The sequence below is a fragment of the Streptomyces sp. R41 genome (genome assembly GCF_041053055.1).
GTDB lineage: Bacteria > Actinomycetota > Actinomycetes > Streptomycetales > Streptomycetaceae > Streptomyces.
In genome coordinates this window covers 36,095-61,450 of record NZ_CP163443.1, presented here as the reverse complement: position 1 = coordinate 61,450, position 25,356 = coordinate 36,095, and the positions used below count along the sequence as shown (strand labels likewise).

Sequence of the window (25,356 nt, the reverse complement as noted above, 5' to 3'; positions counted from 1 at the left end):
GACGACCCCGCTTGCGCGTCATCACAACCCGCCAGTGATCACAGCACGTTCCGCCTTCACCGAGACCCGCACCAGCTACCCCTGTGCGTACCGCTGCTGGACGATGCGGGCAAGCCCCACTCCCAAGGTCCCAGGCCTTCACCAGCTCCCGAGGGCCGGTTGCCCATGTCGGTGCAGACATCGGACGCACCCGACCCTTACCCAGGCACGCGTGCCGCACGAAAGCGGGGCGGGGCCGGGTCGACTCACCTGCTCGCGCGCGTGTGCTGACGGGGGAGCGGTCAGGAGCTGACGGGCGTCATTCCTAGGATTGTTGATGTCCGCCTTGGGGTATCGCCTCGATGTCGGGCTCCCATGGAGGGGCGTCAGCGCCGGGGGTCCAACCACTGCCCGCGAAGAGCAACTGGTCGGGGGAAGCCGCAGTTTGTCGGATTCAGTTGCCGGGCGTGACCAAGGAATCCAGGCATGTACAGACGTGCCGGGATCTTGGCACGCCTGATGCCCAGGTCCCGGAGAGAGGGACCCTGGGCAGTGGAAACCTTCAACGCGGCTCTTGGTGCAGCCGCTGCTGTCCTCATGCTCGGAAGCGAGGTTCTGCGCTTCCTCCGTGAGTGCCGGGACCGGGGCAGGCCCGAGGCGGCCGAGAGCTGAGTGAGCTGGCCGTCTGGCGCTACTGTCACCCGGAGTCTGGTACCTGGCCGTAGGGGTCCGCGACACATCCCTGGTCGTCAAACCCGCGACGGGCGTCAGGGGCTGCTTCGAATGGATACCTCCGGTATCGAGCCTGCCACAGAAGGTACTTGGGGCCCTGCGGGCCCAACCTTTGACAGCCGGAAACAGGGTACTTGACGTACACCGCCCCTTCAGGAAATGACTATTCGTCCTGGGGTGCGTCGCTGGTCGAGTGATTCCTAGAGCTTGGTGACCCGAGGCAGGAACTGGCGGGCGTGGAGGCGGCCTTCGTTTGATCCCGTGCTCCATCCAGAGGCAATCAGACATGAAGGCCGCGCGGTGAGGTGGGCTCGCGTTTTTGTAGGTTTCCGAGTTGTTAGTAGCCCCCGGCGATTCGGATCGCTTGCAGAGGACCTGCGTCTGCCTCCTGAGGAACTGTGCAATGCAATTCCTTCTGAATTTTCCGAAGTGCGTTTGGGAAGGAATCGTAGCGCTCTCCATGGCTGATGGCTTCCAAGTGCCCGGTGAGTTGCTCCAGTACCTGGGGTTGCTTCCCATAGTCATTGCCGGGGAAGAGCGGATCGAAGGACGAGAGGATTTCTCCGTTCTCGGCGTAGGAAATCCAGGAGGATCCCGAATCGCTCTGACGTACTGACAAGGCGGTAGTGTCATGTGACACGGTTTTGAGGACTTCGTCGTTGGCCAGGTAGGGGCCTTCTGGCTCGATGACAAATGACCAGTCGCCGTGCGTGCCGGCGCGCAGCAGGGGGCCGTCGTCCTGGAGGAGCCCGACACTGTGCAGCTCGTCGATGTCCAGCTCGGGCAGGTCGTCCTCGCTGATGTCCTCTCCAAGTGCCACGATGATCTCTGCTTGGGTGCGGCTCACCAGGGTTGGCTGGACTGGGCCACCGGCTACTCTCGTGAGGAGGTCGATCGGTGAAATGGCTTTCGCGAAGATCGCGCAGTACCCGAACTGGTACAGCTGATTATTCGGGAAAATTTCAGTGCTCATGACTACCTCGGCGTGGTTGTCTGACCTGCTGCAATAGCCGCTGTTCGTCACCGTCAACGGGCCGAACAGCGGCGTCATGGCTGGCGGTTACTTGTTCCCGGCGTCCACCCAGTATGCGTCTCCCATGAGGAGTCGCCACTTCTTCGTTTTCCTTCCGAGTTCGCCGCCCACGCCCTCGTTCTGGACCTTCGGCATGCTGGCCCGGGCGCATTTGGCGTTCGCTGGAGGCATCTTGCCCTGGTTCAGTCCGGGCCAGGTCAGTGACAGGTACTCCTTGCCCTCCCTGGTCTCGGAGACAACCGAGTACTGCTGACAGGTCTTCCCTTCGGTGACCCCTTGCTGAGCTCCGCTTTCCTTCGACCCGGCGAAGGGGAACTCATCGCACTGGACCGGTTTGGGGGTGCTTGAGCTGGGCCTGAAGGTGTCGTCGCAGACGATGTCGCGATTCCTCCGCGCGACCGTTTCGTTGGCTTCCCGGTGCAGCGGCTCTCCCTTGCCCTCCCAGCCCGGGTGGCTGGACATGCTCGCCTGCACCATGCCGATGAACTGACGTGCCTCGTTGTACTTGGACGGGATTTCGAAGGTGGGCGTGTACTTGGGGACCACGCATCCCGCGGTGCTGAGTTCCTTGTCGCACCGGACCTGCCAGCCGGCATTCTGGCTCACCCCCCACGAGTAGGAGGCCTTCGCGGCCCCGTATGACGCAGTGAGGGTGTACTCGAGCATCAAGGTGTCAAATCCCGTTGTGTTCTTCCAGTTACGCTGCCAGGTCCCTTCCTTCTCCGACAACAGCGTCACCGGGGCCGGCCCCGTCCACGGGCCCAGCCCCTGCTGGCATGCCGACGTTGCAGCGCACTCGCCCTTGATTGCCACGTTGAAGCCGCTCACCAGCGCACCGGTCACTGCTTGCACGCGCAGGAAGAAGTCCTCGCTGAAGTTGACGTCGGTGTTCTTGGTGTTGACTTCCTGCTTGATGTTGAGCCAAGCCTCGCCGAGGACCTCCCGCGTCTCCGGGACGATCAGGCTCACGTGGGACACCTGGTTCTCGCAGATAGACTTCCGGGTCACATACACCTGACCCTGCGCTTGAGCATCACACCAGGTCACACCACTGCCAGTGGCGGCCCGTGCCACCCGCTTGGGGGCTTGGAACACCGGGACGGACTCCACGCACAGGGCCGTCGCCTTTCCCTGGGCCGCTGCTTGCTTTCGGATCTGGTCGCACGGCACGGTGCTCTTGGCGTTCTTTCGCGGCTGCACAACCTGCGGTCTGTCAGTTGAGCTGGATTCCCGTGTCGGCGAAATGGCCGCCGCATGTGCGGAGTTGGCCGCGTCGTCGGTCGAGGCAACGGCCGTGCTGCTTCCGCTCGCGATGAGGGCAAGCGCGGATATCGCCATGAGGACTCGTCTGAGTCGCACGTCTTCTCCCCTGTCTGACGTGTCAGCGCGCACTGGTCATGTGCGCACAACATGCAGCTGGATGCGGACACATGTCGCACCCAGCCCGGCGAATCGGATCATGGACACCACGGAAGAGTCAAAGGATCTTCACAGAATCAGTCATCGATGGGCATGCTGGCTGGAACGTACGCGACCTCGCAGGAGACCCGCGGCTTGCCCAGGCAATTGGCCCCGCAGAGAGTGGCGTTTCAGGCGACGGGGTGTAGCCGACACCGCTGCGGAGCAAAGGCGTTCACTGAGCTCTTTCAGCGTGGCCACTGATCGGGTGACGGGATCGTTCTCCGCAACGCATGTCAACGGTCATGGAGAAGTCTGGTTGGGCGGGCGGTGGACATCCGGGCTGGTGGACAGGTTCTGTCCGCGCTGGTGGACACGTGATTTCCGGTTGAGGCGTCAGTTCAGCGGCATCACTCCCTTCCCGGCGAGGGCCTCGGCGAGGCGGTGGGAGTCGCCCTTGGTCGGGACGAGGTGTGCGTGGTGCAGAAGCCGGTCGACGGTCGCGGTGGCGAGCGTCTTGGGCATGATCGAGTCGAAGCCCGAGGGGTGAATGTTGCTGGTCACGGCCACGGACCTGCGCTCGTAGGCGGCATCGACGATGCGGTAGAAGGCTTCGGCGGCGTCCTGTCCGGCCGGCAGCATGCCGATGTCGTCGACGACGATCAGGTCGCTGCGGCAGATCCTGGCGACGGTGCGGGCGGTGGTGCTGTCGACCTTGGCCCGGCCGACGGTGGCGGTCAGCGATTCGAGGGTGAACGAGGAGACCCGCAGGTCCTTCTCGATCGCCGCGTGCGCGAGGGCCTCGGTGAAGTGGGACTTGCCGGTGCCGGACGGGCCGGCCAGCACGAGGTTCTCGGCCCGGCCGATCCACTCCAGCGTGTTGAGGGCCTGCTGGGTGGGCTCGGGGATGGAGGACTCCTCCGGTCTCCAGGACGAAAACGTCTTGCCCGTGGGGAAGTTGGCGGTCTTGCGACGCATCCGTGGGGTGGCCGCGTCCCGGCCGATGACCTCCTCGTTCAGCAGCACCCGCAACACCTCGGCGGGATCCCAGCGTTGGGCCCGCGCGGTGGCGAGCACGTCGGGTGCGGCCTTGCGGAGGTAGGGCAGCCGCATCCGGCGCAGGATGGTCCAGGGCGTCCGGGATCGGTGGAGCAGTGGGATGGGTGGTCACTGGCCAAACCCCTTCCAGGAGTTGGTCCCGGGCTGGACGGAGTGCTTCTCGTCCGCGACGACCAGGTCGCCGACGGCGGCCGCGGAGGCCAGGTGGTCGAGGATGGAGGGCAGGTCGTCGTCGGCGAACCGGCCCGCGATCGCCGCCATGCCCAGCGCCTCGTCGACCGCCTCGGCCCCGAGGGCGACGGCGAGTTCGACCGCGCGGGCCATCTTCGAACGAACCCGGGTGATGCCGGCGGCGCCGGCCTCGACCAGCCACCGGTGGGCACCTTCACCCAGGTTGAGGAATGCGATCTCCTGCGATGTGCGGGGTTTCGGCTTGGGCCGGTGGATGCCGCGGCCGTCGGGATGGTGCGGGTAGTGGGCGTCAACGATCCGTGGATTACCCGGTGTTGACAGCTGGTGTCGGCAGATCTCCTCCAGCCCGGTCTCGGTCATCGCGGTCACGGCGAGCTCGTCGCCGGTCACCCGGCACCACACCCGGGCGCCGACGAAGCCGGGCGGGGTGGAGTAGCGGACCGCGCCGAAACTGATGGTCTGGTCGTCGTCGACGACCCGCTCGTCGCCGAGCGCGGCATGATGCGGGGCGGCAGGGATCGGGTGGAGGTGCTCACGCTCGGCGGTCAGCCGCAGCACCGGGGCGGTCTTGGTGGAGCGGTGCGGGCGGGCGTTGACCTGCTCGCACCATCGGTCGCACTCTGCGGCCAGCTCGGCGAACGAGCCGTACTCGGCCCGGAGGTTGGCGGTGGTGGGCACCAGATCCGCTTTGGCGATCTTCACTGTGGCCTCGACGCCGCCCTTGGATTCCGGGTCGAACGGCTCGCAGGTGGCGACCGTGCAGCCGTAGTGCTTGCCGGCGGCCACGATGTCCGGGTGCCGGATCGCGATCCCGGCGACGCGGTCGATGGTGACGGTGCGCGGGTTGTCGGTGAGCACGTAGGCAGGGACCCCGCCGAGCCGGCGCAGGGTGGCGTCCAGGCAGGCCACCAGGGTGCCCAACGTCTGGTCCCAGGCCCGGATGACCACCCTGAAGCGGGACCAGGACAGCCAGGCGCAGAACAGCTGGGTGCGTCGGCCGGCCACCTTCGGGCCCTCGCCCCAGTCGAGTTGGAGCCACATGCCCGGCTCGGGCATCCAGGGCCGATAGCGGCGACGGTGGCCGTCCTTCCAGGCCGCTTTCACCTCGGCGACCGCCCGGCGGGTGGTGCGGTCGGTGCCGGTGAAGCCCATCGCGACCAGCCGCTGGTGGACGACGTCGGCGCGGATTCGTCCTTTGGAGTGATCCACCAACTCCTCGATTTTCGGAAGGAATTGGTCAATCAACCGGGGCCGGCGGACCGTCTCCTGCGGAGAGAGCCCGGCCTCACGGCGATCGACGTACTTCTGAACGGTCTTCGGATCGCACCCGGCCAGCTGGGCGGCTGAGAACGCGCAGCGGGTCAGGTCGAACGCTTCGAGAATCTCCATGACATCCCTGGCAGACTTGGTCAACATCCCTCCGGGCCGGCGGCAGCTGATCGCAAACAGCGCGAGCCTGCCCGGAGGGATCTTTCGTTGAACGGGACCAGCGTGGAGATCACACGTCCGTGCACCAGGACGTTTACTGTCCGTCAGACCGGACCGATCTGTCCGCCTACCAAGAGCTTCGCAAGTCCGCCGTCATCAGCGACCTGGAGGGCCTGGGGTGCGGCGGTGTCGGCCGCCTCGGCATAGGCGCCGGCGCGGTCGCGGCAGATGACCTCGATTTCGGGATGGGCTGCGAGCCACGGGGCGAGGGTGGCGGCGTCGCGTTCGGGCAGCAGGTCGAGGACCTGGTGGGTCTCTGCGTCGATGACGACCGTTCCATAGACGTGCCCGCGCCGCAGCGCGAAGTCGTCCACGCCGACGGCACGGGGACGCGTCGCGGTCGGGTCGGGCAGGTCCATCACCCGGCGCAGCAGCGTGGTCCGGCTGGTGGCAATGCCCATGAGCTGGGCGAGGCGAGCGCCGGCCCAGCCGGCCAGTGCCAGCCCGATCGCGCTCATCGTCTGCCGCAGCCGCTCGGTGACCCGACCGTGGCGGCGGGTCAGGCCGGGCACCTGCTCCACGAACGTCCGTCGGCCGCATGCCCTGGCCGTGCAGAAGAACCGCCGGACCCGCAATACGAGTTGTGCACTCCGCCCGGCCGCGGGTAGGTCCGCGGGAAACCGCAGGTAGGAGCTGTGGACTCGTTCCGTCCAGTGGGAGCAGTCGGGGCAGGCGGCCCCGATGGGCGTGCACCGGGCCTCGACGCGTAACGCCTCGCCTTCCGTACGTACGGCCACGACAGCGACTCCCGGGACCGATGGGAACAACAACTCCTGCAACCGGGACAGCACCTCGTTCACGGCCATCGAATGTCGGCCGTGTCACCCGCACGAGGAGCGATTTCAAGGCGACTTCCGTACCACGCGACGGAAGATCAATAACTACGGGGGGTGACCGCTCACGGAACTTGTGCCAGACCCCGCTGAACAACGTCACAGCCACGCGGGGCTCGGCGTAGGGCTTTTCCCCGGACGGGTGGCCGCTGTCGATGGCCCGGGCGCGTTCGAGTTCGGCGTTGAATTCCAGGCCGAGCAGGATGGCGATGTTGGAGATCCACATCCAGACCGGGAAGACGATGATCGCGGCAATGCTGCCGTAGGTCGTGTTGTAGCTGCTGAAGTTCGCCACGTAGAAGGCGAACGCGGCGCAGGCGATGAGTCAGAGCACGATGGCAATGAGGCTGCCGGGGCTGACCCACCGGAACTTACGTTTGACGTTGGGTGCCGCCCAGTACAGCAGGGCGATGATCGCGGCGAAGAGCATGATCATCACGGGCCGTTTGGCGATGTTGTGGCCCCCAGGATCCACTACGTTGTGGTTGCGCCACTCACGGATATCGGCTTCCTGGATCATGGCCTCGTCCTGCGCCGTTCGGGCAGCCGCGTCGCGCCCTCGCGGAGCGCCGGGGTCGACCGTGGTAGTCGACAGGCATGCCGATGAAGACCCCGGGTGCTGCGGGCCGTTCCTCTCTGTTCGAACGGCTGGGCCGCGTGATCAGCCATTCACCAGTCGGACGTGGATGGCGGCGGAGCAGCGACCTGGAGTTGGGGCAGCGTTCGCTGGGCTTCGCGGCGCTGGGGTTCCTCACGCTGGTGCCGCTGCTGATCATTGTCTCCTCGGCCGATCCAAAGCATGGGCGGGGATTCGCGCAGTGGCTGGGGGAAGGACTCGGCGTGTCGACGACCTCCAGGGAACATGTGGAGCAGTTGTTTATTCGTCCCGGTCAGGCTCTGCGGACCACGACCGCGTTCGGCATTGCCGTCCTCGCCGCTTTCGGCCTGGCCTTCGGGGTAGCGGTGCAGTCCGGCTATGAGAAGGTCTGGGATCTGCCCCCGGCCCGCTGGTGGGCCAGGTGGCGCCATGTGGTGTGGCTCGGCGTACTCATCGGCTATCTCTTCGCTTCCGCCACTACCACGCTGCGACCGGAGTCCCTGGCCGGCGCGTTCGTCGCCTCGCTGAGCGCCGTCCTGTTCTTCTGGTGGTCGCAGCGCATACTGCTGGGCGGGAGGGTTCGCTGGCGCGCTCTGTTGCCTGGCGCGGTGGCCACCTTGGTCGGGCTGCTCGGTCTCAGGGTCTTCTCCCGGCTCGTCTACTCGCCGCTGATCGTGTCCAACGCCGTCACCTACGGCCCCGTCGGAACCGTCCTGGTCATCCAGTCCTGGCTGGTCGGTGTGGGCGTCGTCGTCTTCGGCGGTGCCCTGGTCGGCCGGCTGCTGCACGAGGAGCTCCCACGCGTGGCACGTGCACTGAAACGGCGAGGATGAGACGGGACCTCGGAGCCCGGAACTGCTCACGCCTGACTGGACTGGCAGACGGACAAGAGGTACAGCGCGAACGGACGACCGACGCCAGTGAGGCGTGCGCCCGATCAGCCTGCATCAGACCGCATCCTCGCGTGGACGACGGCCATACAGGGCGAGCAGTAGCGTTCGGCCGGCGTGTCATCGAGGACGGGTCTGGCACGCACGGTTTGTGCGACCTCCTGTCCGCACAGTGTGGTGCGGGCATCGCCCTTGGCCTTTACGTGCCACATGACCCCGGCATCGGTCGTCGCAGGGGCGGCGATCATCTCGTACATCGGCCTCTCCCCTGGTTGAGGCCCCGGCGGGCCGTGGGGTCGCTTCGTCTGGGGCGAGCCGGGTACCGCGCTGCTGACCGCGCCCCCTCCCGCTCGTCCATGCAACTCCGCAGCACCTGATCGGACCATCGGAAAGGGGCACTCGGGTGAACCGGAAGGTGTCAACCTGCTCGGACTCAATGTGAGTCACGAGTACTGCGACACTCTGTGAACACGCTCACCGACTCGTCGTCGGCGGCCCGTCCACCCCTGGCCCTTCGGCAGGCTGCCCAGTGTGGCTGTTGCGGCGGACTTTTGGCGCGCCCTCGTCGTGGGAATGAAGCAGGATCTGGCAGGAGCCCAATCCCCTTCGGTGGGTGTCGGTGGGCACTCGCCGCAGGGGCGGGTTGGGGACCGCTCGGGATCAGGGCCTGTGCGGTGTTGTTGGTGGACCGCCGCCTTCCGCTGCCCGCTGGGGCTTGTCGGTCACTGCGGGTCTGGTCCCGGGAACCGGGCCCTCACCTGCGTCTGCTTCGCTGGACTCCGCTGCTGTGCCCGTCGCCGTCCAAGCGGCGCAGTACAGCAGCAGCCTGGCCATGAGGTTGATCCACAGCACGACGGCGACCGGGACGGCGAAGGCGCCGTACATGCTCTTCCCTGCGACGCCCTGAAAATAGCCGGTCAGCAGCAGCTTGAGCAGTTCGAAGCCGACCGCACCGATCAGACCGGCGACCACGACCGCACGTCGGCCGGGATGCACCCGCGGCAGCCTGGTGAGCAGGTAGACCAGGAGCAGGAAGTCGACGAGCAGGGCAATGGCCAGGCCGGCGAAGAACAGCAGCACCCGTCCCGCCCCGCCCTCGATCCCGACCTTGTCGGCTGCCCAGCCGACCGCGCTGTTCGCGAATACCGAACTGGCCATCGCTACCAGCCCGACCACGCCGAGACCGACCAGTACCCCGGTGTCCTTGAGCCTGAGCAGGATCGGATTTCCCGGGTCCTGCTCCTTTTCCCAGACCGCACGCAGGCACCCGCGAAGGGCGCCGACCCAGTTGATGCCGATCACGAGCAGCAGCGCGCCCGCGATGAGCCCGACGGTTCCGGCGTGCGCGACGAGGCTGTTCAGGTTTAGCAGGTGGGAAAGGCCCGGCGCCTGGCCGGCAATCTTGTCCTGGAGCTTGCTGAGCTGGTCCTTGCTCAGCAGCTTGGCGCCGATCGCCGCGCCCGCAGTGATCAGCGGAAAGAGCGCGACGAAACTGATGTAGGTGATGGCGGCGGCGAGCCGGGCCCAGTGGGTCTTGGCCAGCCGCTCGTACGCCCGCCACACGTGCGTACGCATCAGCCGTGCGATACCAGGAAGCCTTGTCAGCCGATCCATGGTGAACACCTACTCTCAGCGCACCCGTGGCGGGAGAAGAGGCATTTGGCGGCGAAACCCGTTTCCGCGCTGAGATCGTTTGGCCGCCAGTTCAGGGACAGAGCAGTCGTGGTAACCGACTGGCATGCGGCGAATCCGCTGGAGGGCCCGGATTGTCGGCGGAAACCTTGATCTCCCCGGTGGCGGAAACGATCGCCGCCCACTGGCGGATACTAAAACTCCCCGCAGACAGCAAAACTCCCCCACTCTGCACAGCTTCCACTCCTAGCGGGACGGCTCAACTGGAACCATCGACCCGTACTTCGCCGGGCCCGGGGCGGAGTGGTCAGTGCTTGAAGGCGTCCTTGATCTTCGCCCCGGCCTGCTTGATGTTGCCCTTGACTTGGTCTCCGCGGCCTTCGGCCTGCAGGCGCCGACTGCCGGTGGCGCGGCCGGTTGTCTTCTTGGCGCCGCCTTTCATCGCTTCGGCTTTGTGTGCGATCTTCTTCGCGATACTCATGGGTTGCCACCCTGGGTGAGTTGTCTGCTGGTGTTCAGGGGCAGGAAGATCCGTGACGCCGGCCGGCCACCGAGTTACGCGTGGGGGCGGTCTACCCGGGGGCGGATCGGTGCCCGAACAAGTGCAGCCTGCTCCGGCGACCGCCGTCCGGGGCGGGAGCGCGATCACCGTGGGGTGAGTCCCCCTGCGCGTTCGCGTTTTCCGCGCGGGCGGGCTCGCGTTGGTCGCCCCGGTCGTTGCGGCCCGGCCCGGCAGAGGTCGTCTCGCGGCGTGACTGATTGACTTCGCGGCGCGATGCGCTGCCTCGGCGAGGAGCGCGGCGGCGTGCACCGGTCAAGAGCAGGCTCAGCCCGAACAGGGCCGCCGCTCCGACGATGATGCCGTAGAGGAACAGCGTGCCGGTGGATCCGGTCATGCCGTGGCCGAATACCGAGAACCCGCCGGTGAGTTCATGCCCGCTGCCGCTGTTGGTGAGAACACCGGCCACGCCGACGACTACCGCGGCGATCAAGATGATGAGTCCGAGGATGGCGATCATGACGCGCTCCAAGGATCTACCGCTACTCCCACGGTAGAACGGCAGCGTCCACGAAGCCACCGCGGCAGGGACGGGCAGGATTCGTCGGGACTGGCGGCTCACTCGCGGGAGACCATCGACCGCGACACCGCTCGATCTTCCATGTGGCCGTAGGCGAGAGAGGGGCCAGCTTGCGGGCCTCCAGGGCGACCGCGTCCGCGGTCAGGGCCCCGGCCCGGTAGGCGGCGGCCAGGCCGGCGACGACTTGCTCGTGCTCCATGTGGCGGGCCAGCAGCAGGACCTCGATCAGCGCGCGGGTGCCGGCCCCGTCGCCGTGGGCGGCCTTCGCCGCCGCCCACCACTTGTCGTGAACGGGCGTGAACCGGCCCGCGGAGCGGGCCTGTTCCAGGGCGGTCGAGCCGGGGAAGGCGCCCGGCTTGCGCAGCAGGGCCTCGAGGTAGTGGTCCAGGACCAGTCGGGAGCCGTGCACCCCGCCGAGGCGTTCGTGCCGGGTGATCTCGTTGCGGCCGTCGTAGACGATGAGGTCGTTGGCGTGCAGCAGCACCCGCAGCTGGCGGCCGATGAAGCGGACCGGCACTGAGTAGGTGTTGCCGCGGACGCTGATCTGGCTGAAGCGGTTGACCCTGGGGGAGAACCAGCGGCCGGTCTCGAACGGCTCGGTCGGCAGCGGTTTGAGGAGGTGCTGTTCGGCGGCGAAGTACTCGCCGATGGTGCGGGTGCGCGAGCGCAGCCGGCGGCCTTCGTCGGCCTGGTCCCACTCATCGACCATCGCGTTCAGCTCCGCCAGCGATGCGACCTCGGGGACGGGGACGAAGTGGTTGCGGCGGAAGAAGCCGATCTGCCCCTCGACGCCGCCCTTTTCGTGGGCGCCTTCGATGCCGGGCCGGCAGTAGAACGGTTCGACGGCCCAGTGCGAGCGAAACGCTGTCCAGCGGTCCGATTCCACCCGGCCGCGGGAGAAGCCCAGGACGCGTTCGACCGCGGCCCGCAGGTTGTCGTAGCGGATGCGCGCCCGCGGGATACCGCCCAGCACCCGGAAAGCATGCACGTGGCCTTCGAAGAACGCCTCCTGACCGGCGGTTGCGAACACCCGGTGCACCGCCTTTCCGGAGTACGACAGGCGCAGCGAGAACAGGTAGACCCGGGTCAGCTCGCCCGCGAGCACGATGTGCACCTCGCCGAAGTCGACCTCCGCCTCCGCCCCGGGCAGGTGCGTCTGTGGCACGAACATCGCCTGCGGACCTAACCCCGCCTCCCGTCGCACCTGCGGACGGCGGTCCTTCACATAGGAGCGGACCATCGGATACGAGATGTCATCGGCGCCGTGCTCGTCCACCAGCCGGTCGAAGATCCGCTGAGCGGTATGCCGCTGCTTGGCCGGCGCGTCCAGGTCCGCCTGCAGAATCCCGTCGATCAGCGGCTTGTAGGGATCCAGCCGCGACTCCCGCCGCCGCGGCTTCCTGCGCTCCTGCGGCCACTGCCCGTCCAGAGCCCGCCGCACCATCCGCCAGGTCACGTTGTACTTGCGCTGCAAAGCCCGCTGGGTCAGACCACCGAGGTGGTCACGGCGTATCGCGGCGTACAGATCAACCTTCGACTGCGACTTCCCGATCCGGCCCCCTGCAGCAGAAGCACACCCCACCGTCCCACCGCAAGCCCTTGGGTGACGTCAAAACAAACCGACACCGCAAACTCGGTCAGAAGGTGACTCCCGCAGTCACCTCGAAACGACTCCCACCCTCGGTTACAAAGCCACCACTCGCGCTCTCACGGCTTGCGCAGGTCATGGCTCTGTCGACCCCGAGCCCGCATGAGCTCGTCACCGGCTACCGCCGTGAACGCTGACGAGCCCTCCAGCGGCCGCCCGGTAAAACACCGTGTGCGAATCTGGCAGGTGGTGCAGGCGGGCCGAGGACTGGACGGTGAGGGCGGATGCGCGAGGCCTACCACAAGGAGCTGGAGTCGATCAGCGAGGCTCTGGTGGAGATGGCGAACCTGGTCGGTTCGGCCATGGGCCGTGCCACCGGCGCCCTGCTGGACACTGACCTTCAGCTTGCGCAGAGCGTGATCTCCGTCGAGGACCAGGTCGAGGGCATGCAGCGGGATCTGGAGGGCCAGGCGATCGCGGTGCTGGCCCGGCAGCAGCCGGTCGCCACCGATCTGCGCGTGGTCGTCACCTCCCTGCGGATGAGCGCGGACCTTGAGCGCTGCGGTGTCCTGGCCCAGCATGTCGCCACGCTGGCCCGGCGGCGCTATCCCAGGCACGCCGTGCCACGGGATCTGCGCCGCACGATTTTGGAGATGGGCCAGCTCGCCCAGCGGCTGATGGCGCAGGCCGCCGATGTGCTCATCACCCACGACATCGACGCCGCGCTGCAGATGGAACGGGACGACGACCGGATGGACGAGCTGCACCGCGTGATCTTCCAGCACCTGATGGACGACCGCTGGCATCACGGCGTGGAGACGGCCGTCGACGTCACGCTGGTCGGCCGCTACTACGAACGCTTCGCCGACCATGCCGTCTCGATCGCCCGCCGCGTGGTGTACCTGGTGACTGGCGAGCACGCGGATGAACTGGCCGACCCGCCCACGACTGCGTGATCACGCCCCTGGGCCCTCCCCGGCAGCCCACCTGACGCCCTGACCGCAGCCGCAGCACACTGCCTGCATGTCGCAGAAGGCGGTTTAGGCAAGGACTCCCACCAGCAGCGCGGCCGCCACCGTGAGCACCGCAACGGGCAGTATGACCACACGCAACCGTCCCCATCGGCCTGGCATGCCATGGCCGGCACCAGCCGACGCCTGCCGTCCCGTGAACAGCTCACTGCACCAGCGGCACTCCCCGCCGGAGGCGTCCAACCAGTAGGCGCCGTTCAACTGGGCATAGACCACGCTGTCCTCGCCGTTGCTCACACCACTCACGCCGTGCCAACGACGAACCCCCGCTACGGGCGACGAGCAGGAGTCAGCCCGTAATGTCCTCGCCGCAGGACCGTGATCGGCCCGGCCGACAACCCGATTTCTGACACTCAGGCACTCCGTACCTAATCCCTTGTTACGGGCGTTCTGAGGGAGGTCTGCCTCTGCTCGGCTTGGTCACCCCGGCCGACCTGCACGACTCCTCAGCCGCGAAGGAAGTCCTCTTCCGCCTCCGCCTCGGTGGCACGGCAGCCCCCGCGCGTCGAACGTCTGCATGAGGAGGTTGGTGACCCGCCAATGCCCGTAAGGCAGTACCGCAGGTGCGATGGTCCGCTGACCCGACGAGTTGGGCGGCTGAGACGGCTGCTGGCGAGTTCGAGCACCATGCGGGTACTCCGCGTTCTGCGCGTCCAGCCAGGTGAGAGATACGGGCGCCGTGGTGAGCTGGGCGGAATTGGAAGAGGCTGACTGGGACAGCACGGAATCAATTGCGGGGCCATCCGCGCCTGAGACACGTCTCACCCGGCGCCAGGTCGTGCGTGACGAGGACTGGAGTGACGTCTGGTCGGTAATGGCCGTGCTTGCCAAGCGACACGGGGCCGAGAACGTCCGTCTGGTGGTCTGGTTCGATAACTAAGGCTGACCCAGCGGATCAAGGCCGCAGCCAGAGTCGGATCGCTGCGACGGTGGCGGTGCCGTGGAAGATGTAGGCCCGTTTGTCATATCTCGTGGCGACGGCCCGGGAGTTCTTGAGGGCGTTGATCGTTCGCTCGACTTCGTTGCGACGCTTGTAGATCGTCTTGTCGAAACTGGTGGGCCGGCCGCCTTGGCTGCCACGGCGCTTGCGGTTGGCCCGCTGGTCCTTCGGCTCGGGGATGGTGTGCTTGATCTGGCGTCTTCGCAGGTAGCGGCGGTTTCGGCGGGATGAGTACCGGAGAAGCCCCTGGAGGGCCAGGTGGCGTCCGCCGCGAAGGGCAACTACGGCGGACGGCCGAAGGTCATCGGCGAGGAAGCCCTCCTCTTCGCCCGCGCGCTGGAAGGACAAGGGCGTCCCCGTCCCCGAGATCGCGAAGAAGCTGACCATCAGGACCGGCAAGAACGCGGGCACCCGAACCCTCGGTCGCCTCGCTGTACGGGCCCTCGCCGAAGCCGAACAGCAGGAGCCGGACGACCGGACCCGGGTGATCGAGCAGCGTCGCCCGGTCTCCGTCCGGATCGCCGAGCCCGTCAGCGGCGGCACCGATCCCGAACTCATGGAATGCCTCACCCGCCAGGTCACGTCTCGGGTCGAACGCCGAGTTGCTGGAGCTGCTGGCCCGACAGGCCGCCGACGAAGGGAGGCCCGCGTGATCTCGCTGCGGCCGATCCGTACGAAGGGGCCCGGCGTTCTCGGCGCCGCCGGCCCCGGCGGCAGAGTGAGGAGATCGCACCGCTGGCCGTGGTTGCGGGGGAGCGGCAGCTGCCGCGATGTGGCCGGGCCTGGCGTGGTCGCTCCGCATCGGAACCGGTCCCGTCGGCCGCCGCCCAACCAATGTGCCCCGGGCCGGCAGCAGTCCCCATGCCAGCGCGACCACGCGGGTGAGGGCGCGAATCCGGGCGGGGTTCGGGCCCTCATATGCCGCGCATCTGCCGGGGGTGCCTGTGCGCGCTGGCTTCTTCAACGACCTTTGCGGCCGTCAGACACGACGCCGCATCTCCACCGGCGACGGGGGGATTGGTCTGGCGTCGACGAGTCTGCGCTGAGTGGGAGATGAGGCAACCACAGCCCGGCACCGGCCTGGAGACCCCCTGGTCGGTGCCTGCTACTCCTCCACGTCACCGATGGCGACGCGCAGTTCGTGAATGCCCTCCAGGACGGCGATGACGGACGCGCCGGTCCGATCCAGGGCCCGCCGGGTCCGCTCGACCTCACCCTGTTGGAACACCAGGTGAGCGCTGAGCATGCCGGCTGCCGCGACCACGGCCGCCGAGGAAGCCGCCCGGCCTGCCGGGGGGTCTCCCACTTCCTCCGGGCCCATGAGTTGCACCGCAGTGCGCTGCAACCGGTTGATCAGCACGTTCATCCCGAGCGCGGCGGGCTCGGTCTGCCCCATCCACCCCATCAGCGTGTCGGCGACGTCATCCGGCTCTTCCTCCGTATTCCGACTGGTCGCAGCGGTGATCTCCAGCTCCACCTTGGCGAGCAGAGCACCAAGCAGCCGCAGACGGAGCGGCCGCAGACGGTTCTCCTCCTGCGGGCTCTCCGGCCACAGTTCCGGATCCAGTAGGGGATCGGCCCCCAGCAGGACCAGGGCGCGATAGATCTGATCCGCATTCGCCGGATGCTCGCTTCTGATGCTCACGCCTCAGCATCACCACACTGTGCCGGGGATCGCGCGTTCACACACCCGACCGAAGCACCCGGTTCAGAGACAGCCGTAGCCTGATGGGTTTGTCCACGGCTTCTCACCGTTCCGTGACGGCGTTTCGGTAACGGCGATGCCGGACGGCGGTACGTCCATGGATGGGTGGCTGCGCCGGGATGGCTGGTGATCACGGGCGTCCCCGTCTTGCCCTGAGCGCCACCAGCTACCAGTACAGCCCGGGAATTCGCCCGACCTTTCGGCGCGGCAGGTAGTGGGTTGATATGACTACCTGTCAGAATCTGTGCAACTCCATAAGCGCCCCCCATGACCCGTACTCCATGTGGTGAGGGGAGAGCTGGCAGAGGCCCTCGGAGGGTAGCCCGAGGGTCTCTTGCATCCCTGCAGTTGTCTCGCCGTACCGGAGCCAGCCGGATCCTGAGCCGCCCTGCGCCAGGGGCGCCATGGTGGCCAGTCGGACTCAAACGCCGCCTTGCTCGATCAGCCAGTCCGGGGCGGGCGGCCGCGCCTCGATCCCCCCTGAGCTCTCCTGAGTACGACGAGAGACGCAGATCATCAGGCCGGACCAAAGTGTGTGACAGCCCCGGCAGCTGTCCGTACAAGCAAGGCGGCCGGCATGGCAGAAGAACTGCGCTGCAGACGCGTCGGGGCCCTGGAGAGGGAGGCAGGGAATCTCCAGAGCCCCCGACGACAGGCTGGGGGAGCCTTGCGGATCACGTTATGAGTCCATCCGATGCCCGCGGCCCGCACCGCGCTGGCTCACCGTTGAATCCAAAGCATCTGGGCGACGTACCGGCCTGCGCCGGGACAGCAGCAGGCCTCACCAGCGCATGCCGAGGGCATCGAGTTCCGCGCGGCGGGCGGCGGGGAGCCGGCCTGCCCCCCCGAGTTACCTTCGTCGTGGCTCCGCAACGGGGCCTCCGGCCAGGGGCCCTCACTGCCTACCACCGGCGCCCCTGACGGCGGCAGCGCCCACCAGCGGCTCTGCTGTCCCTGTCCAGGGAATTTCCGTCCCTGGACAGGGACGCCTTGCCCGGTTTTGGTTGATATCTGCCGCATATGTGATGAGCGGTCGTGCGGCACAGAGCGGTCCGGCCCCGGTGACACGTCGACCCTGTGCTGGGCCGGGCCCATCCGTGCTGCGGGGAAGGTGGCTGGGACATGGACATCGCGGTGAGTGCCGGGCCGAGTCTGCGATGGGCCGTGATCACCGTTTCCGGGGAACTGGACATCGACACCGCCGCGGATCTGCGCCAGGCACTGGCCGCTGCGGTGACCGTGTACGAAGAGACGGTGATCGACCTGGCCGGCGTCGACTTCTGCGACTGCGCCGGGATTGGCACTCTGGTCGCCGCCGGGGAACCTGGCCCGCCGCCGCGGCCACCGGCTGCGCGTGCGCCGCATCCTCGGCCACCTGCAGCGACTGCTGCACTTCACCCACACCCGCCTGGCCGGCAGCGATCCGTCCCACCGGGCATCGGCCCCGCCGGCACGCCCAGGGGCGGCCCCGGCCGCGCGGTGGCCTGAGGATCAGCACCGGGCAGCGTAGCTATGCGCTGCCAACAGTCCGGCGAGGAACGTTGCTTACCGCGCTGTTTTTTGCGGGATAGGGCAATGACCCGGAGCGGTGCAAGTGCGAGGCTCCGGGTCATGAGAAGGACTTTCACGCTGCACAGCGGGTTCGCGGCGGGGCTGAGCGCCGTCGTGCTGTCGTTTGTCGCGCTCACCTGGCTACCGGGGCCGTCGCCGGTCGACGGCACAGGGTGGGCGGTGCCAGTGATCCTGCTGGCTTTTCTGGTCCTGGGGACCGCCGTCGTGCCCATGGCCGGGACCGGATCGAACGCGCGGTCGAGGTGGTCCGTTTTCCTGCGTCTGCCCGGCCGGGTGAAGGCGGTGCCCGGGCTGCTGATCGCCTTGGGCGTCGCGATGATCATCATCAACGCGGCGGGCGGGGAAGGGGCCTTGGAGTCGCCCACGGCCGAGGGCGGCCGGTACTTCTCCTACGACCAATCCACCTCGCCCCGAGTCAAGGTGGAGCTTTCGCGGAGCCAGTACGAGGCCGTCATCGAAAGCCAGCAGCGCATGATGCTCGCCATCGCGGGCCTGATGTCTGCCTCGGCCGCCGGTGTCGTTCTGGCGGGCGGCGAACTACGCCGACAGGACGACGCGGTCGGGTGACCACCGCGGGACGCGATCGCACGCCGTTGATCTTTTTCTTCCGGTCCTCGAACGGCGTCTCGAACTTGATCACTCACCTGGGGATTCAGGGGACGTGGTGGCGGCCGTGGCGTGATCCTGGGTGCTGTCCAGAGCGCGCGTTCACATTGTCAGGACCAAGGCCGCCAGAGGTGAGTCTGCTGCATCGCAATGTTCGGCGGGAAGCCCGCCGGGCGACCGAGGCGGGCATTGGGCGAGAACCACGGCCGGTCGCAATCAGGGGCGCTGGGGCAGCCTTTGGAAGGGCGTGTCCGGGACCTACACGGAGGTGCCCGCCATTGATCACGGGGATGTCCGGCACAGGCAAGTCGACGGCACTGCACCACCTGCGCCTGCGAGAGCACAGTGCCGTGGACACCGATACCTGGAGCCACTGGGTGACCCAGCCGGGCGGTTGCCCAGGTCAGTACTTTCCTGCGTAGTCGAGGTAGCCGTAGTAGCGGTTGTCGATTGGAGTGTGGGGGTCGCCGGTGAAGCCGTAGCTGGCGGGTTGGGCTGCGGCGTCGGCACGGAGCTTGGCGATGACCTGGGCGGGGGTCATTCCGGCGCAGCTCGTGGTGATGCAGAGGGCGGCGGTGCCGGCCACGTGGGGCGAGGAGAACGAGGTTCCGCCGAACCAGATCACGTTGCCCCCGCCGGGGCCGTCGATGAGGGCGGTGGTCCGCAGGCACAGGCCCGGGGCGGCGATGGTGTGGGCGGCATCGGCGGAGCCGATGGTGGTGAAGTTGGAGAAGTCTGTCGCCGCGTCGTCGTACGGAACCGTTGTCTGGCATCCGGGCGCGATCGTGCCGAGGCCGCCGGGCTGGCCGTCGGCATCCTGCATGGCGGTGACGGTGAGGACTTCGTTGTAGTTGGCCGGGGAGGTGTTGGCGAAGTCGGTGCTGTCGTTGCCGGCCGCGACCACGACCGTTACCCCGGCCTCGTTGACCTTGCAGACCGCCAGGTGCAGCACATCGCGCTTGGTGCGCCCGCAGTTTCCGTCGTCGGGACTGATTCCCGCGAGGCTCATGTTCACCACGTTGATGTTGCTGCCCTGGGCGTGCTGGGCCACCCAGTCGAGCCCGCACACAATCCTGGAGTCATTCCCGGCCAGGCGGGTGTTGAGCACCTTGACCGCATAGAGCCGGGCGCCGGGCGCGACGCCCACCGTATCCGCGTCGTTGTCTTTGGCTCCGACGATGCCGGCGACGCCGGTGCCATGTCCTTGGTCGTCCTGAGGGGGCTTGCCGCGATTCACGCAGTTGACCCCGCCGGCCACGTTCAGATCGGGGTGGTCGAGGTCAATCCCACTGTCAAGGATCGCCACACCGGCATCCACCGACCCGGACCCGTTCCCGGACCGCGTGCTGCTCACGTCGCCGTCCACGCGGTCCACGCCGATCGACAGTCTCTGCTGGGTGGCGTGGACAGGCCTGTCAGGCGCCACCATCTCCACTCTGGGGTCGTTCTGCAGGCGCGACACCTGGGAGTTCGGGATCCGGGCCGAATAGCCGACCAGGGCATGCCGGTAAACGAACCCCGTCACCTCCCCATAGCGCGCGCGGTGTTCTTTCACGATCGCGTCGAGCTGTCCCCGCGCCGAGTCATGAAGCACAACCACATACGCACCCATCGCAGCAGCCTCCTGCACGGGCACGGCCGCGGACGGCGCTGCGGACGGAAGTCCGACCAGCGTCGCGGCCACCAGCGCGGAGACGGTGGCCAATCTCTGCGGCCCTTTCTTAACCCATTCTCGCCACACCACTCGAGGGCCCCTCGCTTCCTTTTGTCAGCTGACGAACTGTTTCGCTGCGAACACTTAACAGACGCAAAAGCACTTCAAAAGGGCGAATAGGGTAAATGGGTCAAGAAAGGGCTTCGGGAGTGTCATGAATGAGGTGTGAGCTCAGCTTGTTCTTGTGGTCTGGCCTCGAACGATGCCCCGAACATGACCGCCCGTGCGGGGATTCCGGGGACGTGAACACGGCCTTCATCTGATCCTGTGCTCCGACTAAAGACGCGTCTGAAGCTTCGTCCTGTAGCGCGAGCGTCGGCCGGCGCGGGCTGGTCCCCCCACGCCGGCCGACGCTCTGTCAGAGCGAGGCAACGACCCAGCGAACCGCGATCGTGACCGCGCCCGTGCCGATGGCGTACGCCGCGCCGAGCGCTGCGCGCCAGAGCAGCGCCTTTGCCCGGCGCCGGTACCGCTGTCCGCGTCCGTCGGATTCACCTGTCCGGCACGGACCGGCAGTGCGACTGAGCAGTGCCGGCAGTCGGTGCGGGAGGCGGTTGATCGCAAGGCGCAGACCACCGACTCGGAGCTCGGGGAACGGCCGGGGCTGCTGCGGTGAGGGGGTGGTGGGCATGGGGATCTCCTTCCAGCCGGGCGGTCCGGCTAGGGTCAACCCCACCGCGCCGCACACCTGTTGCGGCAGAGAGCAAGACCATCTTGCGGTGCTCCAGGCATCTTGCGGGCAGACAATCCGGGGGAGAAGGATCAGTGACTGAGCAGTCGCCGGAACGAGCTGTCGTGCCACGGCCGCCTGCGCTGGCACCACTCAGTGATGAACTCGGGAAGAAGGAGAGAGCCTTCGCTGAGCACCTTCGTGGCCTGCGCGAGCGGGCGGGGATGACCTCCGCAGACCTGGCCGAGGTGCTTGGTGTGGATCCCACCCGGCTTTCGCGTTACCTGTCGGGCCAGAGCCTCCCGGAACCGCAGCTCCTCACTCGTTTCCATCAGCTGCTGGCCGACCCGGACGCCGAGGCTTTCGTCGAGGAGTCGGCGCGGGAGAGTCGCGCGCTGCTGTATGCCGCGGCCCAGTCGAAAGGGCCGCTGTCGGCCCGTGCGTACGAGATGCTCGCGGTGTGTCCTGGGACGAGGCGCTTGTGGACATCGACCCAGCACAGTTCCCCGTGCTCGCGGGGCTGTGCCCATACGCGGACACAGTCTTCAACAGCTGGCAGAGACCCATGCTGCTGGAGGAGCTGGATCGACTGCCCGCGGAGCGTAGCGGTCCCTGGGTCGATCAGGGTGCGGGCCATGTGCCGGACAGCGGAAGAAGGGCGCCATAGGTACGTATGGTTCGTCGGCGACTGATCGGCAGTCTCTGCCACGGCCCTCACTGACCGGGGCAGTCATCGCGGCTGTTGGACCATCATTCAGGACTCAGCTCGCTCCCCACGGACCGGGGGTGTCCGGCTTGGGGATCCACAGCAGAGGCTGGTTGTCCCGGCAGTAGTCGGCAGCCCCGTCCTCCCAGGGGAAGCAGCCTTCTCTGTCGGGCCAGAAGAGCTGGGCCACGGGCAGGGGCGAGACCTGGTAGAAGTCCAGCCCCGCGCCGAAGAAGTCGGTGCACCAGCTCTCATGCACGGGCCGGATGACGGCGGGGACGTGGTCAAAGATGTCGTTCCGGCGCTGGTCGGGCATGAGGGGAGGACCGTTGACTACGGCGTCGCCCGCAGCGTTGATGAGGGGCATCATGGTGTCGACGGCCAGCCCGAAGACGCATATCTCGGGGCTGCGCAGCGTGTGCCACAGACCGATGGAGTAGGCCCAGCCTGCCGGGGTGTCGTCGTCTGCGTGCACTCCCATAACGTGCCAGCCGTGGTCCCGGGTGCTGGCGGCTATCGTCCGGTCACGCTGGTCCCATGATGCTTCCCGCGAGGACTGTGTACACAGGATGCACGGGCACCCAGAAATTCCCACCTGGCGATGCTAACGCCACGAACAGCGGAGCATCTCAGGGGCCCCGGTGGTGGGGTGGGGTGGGGTGGTCGGGGGAGTCTCGAGGTGTGCGCGAAGCGGGTCACGGCTGGTCCAGCCATGCGGTGTACCAGTCACGGAAGTCGGGACCCGGCCGGAAGCCGCCCCAGTCCGGGTCATGGGACCAGACCTGCCCTGTACAGGGGCCATTCACGACGAGTCGGTAGAAGGTCGCGCACCCTATCTCGCAGAGGGTAAGCGTGCCGGCGAGGGAGGAGTCGCTGTCGAGGACGCGGCCGATCGGCACGTGCCTGGTGAACCGGAACGGCGCGGCCAGGAAGCCGGGTATCCGGTCTCTTCGTCGCTCGTCGACCGACGCCCACTCGTCCCCGTGCTCCTCGGGTACCGGGTCGAGCAGCGGCAGGAGCCCGTGGGCTGGCCCGGCTCCGCCGTCGCCGATCTCCGTGAGGAAGGAGCGGTACGACTCGGGTAGCCGGATCCCGTGGGCCTCCTCGAAGGCTCGCACCTCAGCCTCCGTACGCCGCTGACCGAGCTCGTACCGGTGGTCTGCGGCCCCATGGACCGCAAGCCTCGGATCCCGCGCAGCCTTCTCATGTATCCGCGCCCGTACGACCTCGGCGTCCCACCTGTCCACGCCTGGACCGTATCCGAGATCCGGGGCGGCCGGCGACCAGCGGGACACGCTCGCGTCAGCGATCACGGCCCCGGACTGGAACCGTGGTTGGCGCTGAGATTGATCATGATCGTCGCCCTAGGATTGCGAGGGTGACGGCACAAACCAGTGACATCGAGAAGGCGGCCGTTGTGCTGCGCGCCGGAGGGCTGGTGGCCTTCCCGACCGAGACCGTCTACGGTCTGGGCGCGAACGCCGAGGATCCCGCCGCTGTCTCGCGCATCTTCCAGGTCAAGGGGCGTCCGCCCTCCCACCCGCTGATCGTCCACCTTGGCGGCGCGGAGCTGTTGGACGACTGGGTCGAGGACGTGCCGGCAACGGCGCGCCTGCTGGCCGAACACTTCTGGCCGGGGCCCCTCACGCTAGTGTTGCGGCGCGGTCACCGGGTGCCCCTTGAGGCGACAGGCGGCCTTCAGACGGTGGCCGTGCGCGTGCCCGACCACCCCGTCGCACTCGCACTTCTGGCGGCCTTCGGCGGCGGCGTCACGGCCCCGTCCGCCAACCGCTTCGGCCAGGTCAGCCCCACAACAGCACACCACGTCCGTGCGGAGCTCGGTGATGGCGTCGACTTCGTGCTGGACGGCGGCCCCTGCCAGGTCGGCGTCGAGTCCACGATCGTCGACGCCACGGGCGAGATCCCGAGCATCCTGCGGCCCGGCGGGGTGACGCGCGAGGACCTCGAAGCGGTTCTGGGATGCCCGCTCACGGTCCATTCGACGAGCCCCGTCCGGGTGCCGGGGCAGCACCCGTCCCACTACGCGCCGCGTGCGCGGGTCGTCCTCGTCGAGCCCGAGAAGGTCATCGCCGAAGCAGAGCGTGCGCAGGAGCTGGGGCATCAGGTGGGCGTCCTTCTTCCCCCTTCCCTCGCCGACGCTCCGGTGAAGGCGCACGCCGTGGTGACGGTGCCCGGTTCGCCAGCCGCCTATGCGCGCGGCCTGTACGGGTTTCTGCGCGAGCTCGATCAGCAGAGGTGCGACCTCATCGTCGCGTCCTTGCCGGTGGAGGAGGGGCTGGGGATCGCCAACCGGCTCCGCCGCGCCGCAGGGCCCCGGCTTACCGCGTGACCAGCACCGACGCTGTGCCCTCACTGCTCCCGGACGCCGGTGCCGGGTTGATTGGTGACGGATTCGGCTGAGCGCCCACTGGTCTGGCAGGCCGGGCACAGCTCGTGCCGCCAGTCGTCGGTGACGACCGTTCCCCATCCCCGGCACACCTCGCAGCCCGCGGCCCACGCCAGGTCGGCGCGGGGTACGGTGCTGGGCGCGGGGTCGGCTCCGTGAGCCATCGGGGGCCCTTCCACGGATGATCAAGCGGTGAACGCGAGGGGTTCCTCATTCACGTATACGGGTGTCCTCCGACCGCGGCAAACGCACGCTGAGCAGCCACGGCCGGGGCGGTCAGGACGCGGTGGGCACCGCCGCATCGAGGCCGCGGGACGCAACGAGCTGCGCACTGCCGTCGGCCAGGCGGTAGCACAGACCCACCACGGCGGCCTGCCCGGCAGCGACCTTCTCGGCGAGCGCCCGGGAGCGGTTCAGCAGCAGGTCGACGGTGTGCCTTATGTGCTCGGCGAGGATCTCCTCCGGCTCGACCCGTCCGGCGGCCCGCGCCGCCAGCACGCTGGGGGTCACCCGCTCCACGACGTCCCGGATGTACCCGGCCGGCGCCATGCCGTCCTCCAGCGCGGCGCATGCCGCGCCGACCGCGCCGCACGAATCGTGACCGAGCACCACGACCAGCGGGCAGCCCAGTACGTCCACGCCGTACTCGATGCTGCCCAGCACTTCCGCGCCTATCACGTGGCCTGCGGTGCGCACCACGAACAGGTCGCCCAGGCCGCGGTCGAAGATGATCTCGGCGGCCAGCCGGGAGTCGGAACATCCGAACAGCACGGCGAAGGGCTGCTGGGCCGGTGCGATCTCGGCGCGGCGGGTGGCGTCCTGGTTGGGGTGCTCAGGGGCGCCGGCGACGAAGCGCCGGTTACCGGCCAGCAGCAGCTCGAAGGCGTCGCGGGGCGTCGGGGTCTGGATCTCGGTCATGGCCGCAGCCTACGAGCCGGCACCAGCCATCGCGCCGCCTGGCCCCGGAGCTCGCCGGAGAGGGCCACGCCGACGGCTTGAGCGTCACCCCCAGGCGCCGGGCGAGGGCGGCCTCGATGCGGGACCTCAGCGCGCAGCGCTGCTGCCCCGCCCCGTACGGCCACTGGTCCACACCCCTCCGTTCATCGTCCACACCCGCACAACGAGCGAGGCGCTGCCCGCGCTGTCGGCCGAACGAGGGCGGACCGCCGGGATCACTCGGATCAGCCCGCGGCGACATCGATTCTCATCAACATTGATCATGCAGAAGCGTCACGGGTGACTCCCGAACTCACGTCGAAATGACGTCCACGGAAAGTGACCCCCGGGTCCGCCGATCTTACGAATGACCAGCTCAGACCCACGCTTGGAAGGTAGGACAAGCTCAGGCAGGAGCCGCCGACCGCAGCGGTCAAGCAGAGGACCCGCGCTCCTGGACAGCGTGCGGCGACGAGTCGTATCCAAGCGTGTGGCTGGTCAGGAAGGTCCACCGCCGACCTGGGGGCATCGCGATTCCCAATGCCCCGCCCGGGAACGTCCTGCTCAG

The 25,356-nt window shown here is 67.7% G+C and carries 23 protein-coding genes and 3 pseudogenes; 6 read left to right on the top strand and 20 right to left on the bottom strand.

All coding sequences use genetic code 11. The features are described 5' to 3' along the window. Positions 1-1,048: 1,048 nt before the first annotated feature. From AB5J53_RS00355 to AB5J53_RS00330, 6 genes and pseudogenes are all read right to left on the bottom strand, one after another. On the bottom strand, positions 1,049-1,762 hold the full coding sequence (locus AB5J53_RS00355) for a DUF6461 domain-containing protein (protein WP_369243639.1): 714 nt from the start codon (positions 1,760-1,762) through the stop codon (positions 1,049-1,051). A gap of 9 nt (positions 1,763-1,771) precedes the next feature. Beyond that, entirely contained in the window at positions 1,772-3,082 is a 1,311-nt protein-coding gene (locus AB5J53_RS00350; protein ID WP_369243638.1) for a hypothetical protein, read from the bottom strand. Between the two features lie 456 nt (positions 3,083-3,538). Next, positions 3,539-4,313: pseudogene (istB, locus tag AB5J53_RS00345) on the bottom strand (IS21-like element helper ATPase IstB). Continuing rightward, positions 4,310-5,809, bottom strand: a complete 1,500-nt coding sequence (istA, locus tag AB5J53_RS00340) for an IS21 family transposase (protein WP_369243637.1) — start codon at positions 5,807-5,809, stop codon at positions 4,310-4,312. The pseudogene istB and the gene istA (AB5J53_RS00340) overlap by 4 nt, the downstream one beginning before the upstream one ends. A 116-nt stretch (positions 5,810-5,925) precedes the next feature. Next, a complete protein-coding gene (locus AB5J53_RS00335) occupies positions 5,926-6,687 on the bottom strand; it encodes an ISL3 family transposase (RefSeq protein WP_369243636.1) in 762 nt (253 codons plus the stop codon). 136 nt (positions 6,688-6,823) lie between these two features. Then, positions 6,824-7,171: pseudogene (locus AB5J53_RS00330) on the bottom strand (YihY/virulence factor BrkB family protein); the annotation flags it as partial. Between the two features lie 140 nt (positions 7,172-7,311). On the opposite strand from AB5J53_RS00330, the gene AB5J53_RS00325 reads away from it, so the two are divergent. Further along, on the top strand, positions 7,312-8,145 hold the full coding sequence (locus tag AB5J53_RS00325; RefSeq protein ID WP_369243635.1) for a YhjD/YihY/BrkB family envelope integrity protein: 834 nt from the start codon (positions 7,312-7,314) through the stop codon (positions 8,143-8,145). A 104-nt stretch (positions 8,146-8,249) separates the two neighbouring features. Here AB5J53_RS00325 and AB5J53_RS00320 read toward each other — a convergent pair whose 3' ends face one another. The 5 genes from AB5J53_RS00320 to istA (AB5J53_RS00300) all read right to left on the bottom strand — a co-directional run bounded on the left by AB5J53_RS00320 (position 8,250) and on the right by istA (AB5J53_RS00300) (position 12,495). Next, positions 8,250-8,459: a hypothetical protein gene (locus AB5J53_RS00320; RefSeq protein ID WP_369243634.1), complete on the bottom strand. Its 210-nt coding sequence runs from the start codon at positions 8,457-8,459 to the stop codon at positions 8,250-8,252. Positions 8,460-8,862: 403 nt separating this feature from the next. Next, positions 8,863-9,816 (bottom strand): YihY/virulence factor BrkB family protein, encoded by a 954-nt coding sequence (locus AB5J53_RS00315; protein ID WP_369243633.1) that lies wholly within the window; start codon positions 9,814-9,816, stop codon positions 8,863-8,865. Positions 9,817-10,141: 325 nt separating this feature from the next. Next, positions 10,142-10,315 (bottom strand): CsbD family protein, encoded by a 174-nt coding sequence (locus AB5J53_RS00310; RefSeq protein WP_078983438.1) that lies wholly within the window; start codon positions 10,313-10,315, stop codon positions 10,142-10,144. A 91-nt stretch (positions 10,316-10,406) separates the two neighbouring features. Continuing rightward, on the bottom strand, positions 10,407-10,853 hold the full coding sequence (locus tag AB5J53_RS00305) for a hypothetical protein (protein WP_369243632.1): 447 nt from the start codon (positions 10,851-10,853) through the stop codon (positions 10,407-10,409). A gap of 22 nt (positions 10,854-10,875) precedes the next feature. After that, positions 10,876-12,495 (bottom strand): IS21 family transposase, encoded by a 1,620-nt coding sequence (gene istA, locus AB5J53_RS00300; RefSeq protein ID WP_369243631.1) that lies wholly within the window; start codon positions 12,493-12,495, stop codon positions 10,876-10,878. Between the two features lie 290 nt (positions 12,496-12,785). Between istA (AB5J53_RS00300) and phoU the strand changes: the two genes are divergently transcribed. Beyond that, positions 12,786-13,457 (top strand): phosphate signaling complex protein PhoU, encoded by a 672-nt coding sequence (phoU, locus tag AB5J53_RS00295; RefSeq protein WP_369243630.1) that lies wholly within the window; start codon positions 12,786-12,788, stop codon positions 13,455-13,457. An 84-nt stretch (positions 13,458-13,541) separates the two neighbouring features. On the opposite strand, the gene AB5J53_RS00290 is transcribed toward phoU, so the two are convergent. The 3 genes and pseudogenes from AB5J53_RS00290 to AB5J53_RS00280 form a co-directional block, all read right to left on the bottom strand. Beyond that, positions 13,542-13,778 carry a hypothetical protein gene (locus AB5J53_RS00290; RefSeq protein WP_369243629.1) on the bottom strand — a complete coding sequence of 79 codons (237 nt, stop codon included), beginning with the start codon at positions 13,776-13,778 and terminating at the stop codon, positions 13,542-13,544. Positions 13,779-14,427: 649 nt separating this feature from the next. Next, positions 14,428-14,706: pseudogene (locus AB5J53_RS00285) on the bottom strand (transposase); the annotation flags it as partial. An 871-nt stretch (positions 14,707-15,577) separates the two neighbouring features. Continuing rightward, a complete protein-coding gene (locus AB5J53_RS00280) occupies positions 15,578-16,117 on the bottom strand; it encodes a hypothetical protein (RefSeq protein WP_369243628.1) in 540 nt (179 codons plus the stop codon). Positions 16,118-17,299: 1,182 nt separating this feature from the next. On the opposite strand from AB5J53_RS00280, the gene AB5J53_RS00275 reads away from it, so the two are divergent. Together AB5J53_RS00275 and AB5J53_RS00270 are read left to right on the top strand one after the other, a co-directional pair. Then, a complete protein-coding gene (locus AB5J53_RS00275) occupies positions 17,300-17,665 on the top strand; it encodes an STAS domain-containing protein (RefSeq protein WP_369243627.1) in 366 nt (121 codons plus the stop codon). Positions 17,666-17,788: 123 nt separating this feature from the next. After that, positions 17,789-18,316 (top strand): hypothetical protein, encoded by a 528-nt coding sequence (locus tag AB5J53_RS00270; RefSeq protein ID WP_369243626.1) that lies wholly within the window; start codon positions 17,789-17,791, stop codon positions 18,314-18,316. Positions 18,317-18,758: 442 nt separating this feature from the next. Here the strand turns inward: AB5J53_RS00270 and AB5J53_RS00265 are convergent, their stop codons facing one another. Both AB5J53_RS00265 and AB5J53_RS00260 read right to left on the bottom strand, forming a co-directional pair. Beyond that, positions 18,759-20,060, bottom strand: coding sequence for a S8 family serine peptidase (locus tag AB5J53_RS00265; protein ID WP_369243625.1), 1,302 nt, complete (start codon positions 20,058-20,060; stop codon positions 18,759-18,761). 367 nt (positions 20,061-20,427) lie between these two features. After that, positions 20,428-20,700 (bottom strand): hypothetical protein, encoded by a 273-nt coding sequence (locus tag AB5J53_RS00260; protein ID WP_369243624.1) that lies wholly within the window; start codon positions 20,698-20,700, stop codon positions 20,428-20,430. On the opposite strand from AB5J53_RS00260, the gene AB5J53_RS00255 reads away from it, so the two are divergent. Further along, a complete protein-coding gene (locus AB5J53_RS00255) occupies positions 20,682-21,431 on the top strand; it encodes a helix-turn-helix domain-containing protein (RefSeq protein ID WP_369243623.1) in 750 nt (249 codons plus the stop codon). The two genes, AB5J53_RS00260 and AB5J53_RS00255, sit on opposite strands and share 19 nt — an antisense overlap. Positions 21,432-21,500: 69 nt before the next feature. Here AB5J53_RS00255 and AB5J53_RS00250 read toward each other — a convergent pair whose 3' ends face one another. Beyond that, a complete protein-coding gene (locus AB5J53_RS00250; RefSeq protein WP_369243622.1) occupies positions 21,501-22,040 on the bottom strand; it encodes a DUF4262 domain-containing protein in 540 nt (179 codons plus the stop codon). Positions 22,041-22,140: 100 nt separating this feature from the next. Continuing rightward, the gene (locus AB5J53_RS00245; RefSeq protein WP_369243621.1) at positions 22,141-22,692 is read right to left on the bottom strand and encodes an SMI1/KNR4 family protein; all 552 of its coding nucleotides are present in this window, start codon (positions 22,690-22,692) and stop codon (positions 22,141-22,143) included. Between the two features lie 131 nt (positions 22,693-22,823). On the opposite strand from AB5J53_RS00245, the gene AB5J53_RS00240 reads away from it, so the two are divergent. Next, entirely contained in the window at positions 22,824-23,795 is a 972-nt protein-coding gene (locus tag AB5J53_RS00240; RefSeq protein ID WP_369243620.1) for an L-threonylcarbamoyladenylate synthase, read from the top strand. A gap of 20 nt (positions 23,796-23,815) precedes the next feature. Here the strand turns inward: AB5J53_RS00240 and AB5J53_RS00235 are convergent, their stop codons facing one another. Beyond that, the gene (locus tag AB5J53_RS00235) at positions 23,816-24,016 is read right to left on the bottom strand and encodes a hypothetical protein (RefSeq protein ID WP_369243619.1); all 201 of its coding nucleotides are present in this window, start codon (positions 24,014-24,016) and stop codon (positions 23,816-23,818) included. A 112-nt stretch (positions 24,017-24,128) separates the two neighbouring features. Next, positions 24,129-24,770: a carbonic anhydrase gene (locus AB5J53_RS00230; protein ID WP_369243618.1), complete on the bottom strand. Its 642-nt coding sequence runs from the start codon at positions 24,768-24,770 to the stop codon at positions 24,129-24,131. Between the last annotated feature and the right edge of the window lie 586 nt (positions 24,771-25,356).

What these genes read in the sequence shown, in the direction of transcription:
- AB5J53_RS00335 (WP_369243636.1), bottom strand. Translation starts at nt 6,687, where the DNA reads ATGGCCGTGAACGAGGTGCTGTCCCGGTTGCAGGAGTTGTTGTTCCCA.
- AB5J53_RS00235 (WP_369243619.1), bottom strand. Translation starts at nt 24,016, where the DNA reads ATGGCTCACGGAGCCGACCCCGCGCCCAGCACCGTACCCCGCGCCGAC.
- phoU (WP_369243630.1), top strand. Translation starts at nt 12,786, where the DNA reads ATGCGCGAGGCCTACCACAAGGAGCTGGAGTCGATCAGCGAGGCTCTG.
- AB5J53_RS00350 (WP_369243638.1), bottom strand. Translation starts at nt 3,082, where the DNA reads ATGGCGATATCCGCGCTTGCCCTCATCGCGAGCGGAAGCAGCACGGCC.
- AB5J53_RS00260 (WP_369243624.1), bottom strand. Translation starts at nt 20,700, where the DNA reads ATGCCCACCACCCCCTCACCGCAGCAGCCCCGGCCGTTCCCCGAGCTC.
- AB5J53_RS00355 (WP_369243639.1), bottom strand. Translation starts at nt 1,762, where the DNA reads ATGACGCCGCTGTTCGGCCCGTTGACGGTGACGAACAGCGGCTATTGC.
- AB5J53_RS00275 (WP_369243627.1), top strand. Translation starts at nt 17,300, where the DNA reads ATGGACATCGCGGTGAGTGCCGGGCCGAGTCTGCGATGGGCCGTGATC.
- AB5J53_RS00230 (WP_369243618.1), bottom strand. Translation starts at nt 24,770, where the DNA reads ATGACCGAGATCCAGACCCCGACGCCCCGCGACGCCTTCGAGCTGCTG.
- AB5J53_RS00270 (WP_369243626.1), top strand. Translation starts at nt 17,789, where the DNA reads ATGAGAAGGACTTTCACGCTGCACAGCGGGTTCGCGGCGGGGCTGAGC.
- AB5J53_RS00315 (WP_369243633.1), bottom strand. Translation starts at nt 9,816, where the DNA reads ATGGATCGGCTGACAAGGCTTCCTGGTATCGCACGGCTGATGCGTACG.
- AB5J53_RS00310 (WP_078983438.1), bottom strand. Translation starts at nt 10,315, where the DNA reads ATGAGTATCGCGAAGAAGATCGCACACAAAGCCGAAGCGATGAAAGGC.
- AB5J53_RS00305 (WP_369243632.1), bottom strand. Translation starts at nt 10,853, where the DNA reads ATGATCGCCATCCTCGGACTCATCATCTTGATCGCCGCGGTAGTCGTC.
- istA (WP_369243637.1), bottom strand. Translation starts at nt 5,809, where the DNA reads ATGTTGACCAAGTCTGCCAGGGATGTCATGGAGATTCTCGAAGCGTTC.
- AB5J53_RS00320 (WP_369243634.1), bottom strand. Translation starts at nt 8,459, where the DNA reads ATGTACGAGATGATCGCCGCCCCTGCGACGACCGATGCCGGGGTCATG.
- AB5J53_RS00325 (WP_369243635.1), top strand. Translation starts at nt 7,312, where the DNA reads ATGCCGATGAAGACCCCGGGTGCTGCGGGCCGTTCCTCTCTGTTCGAA.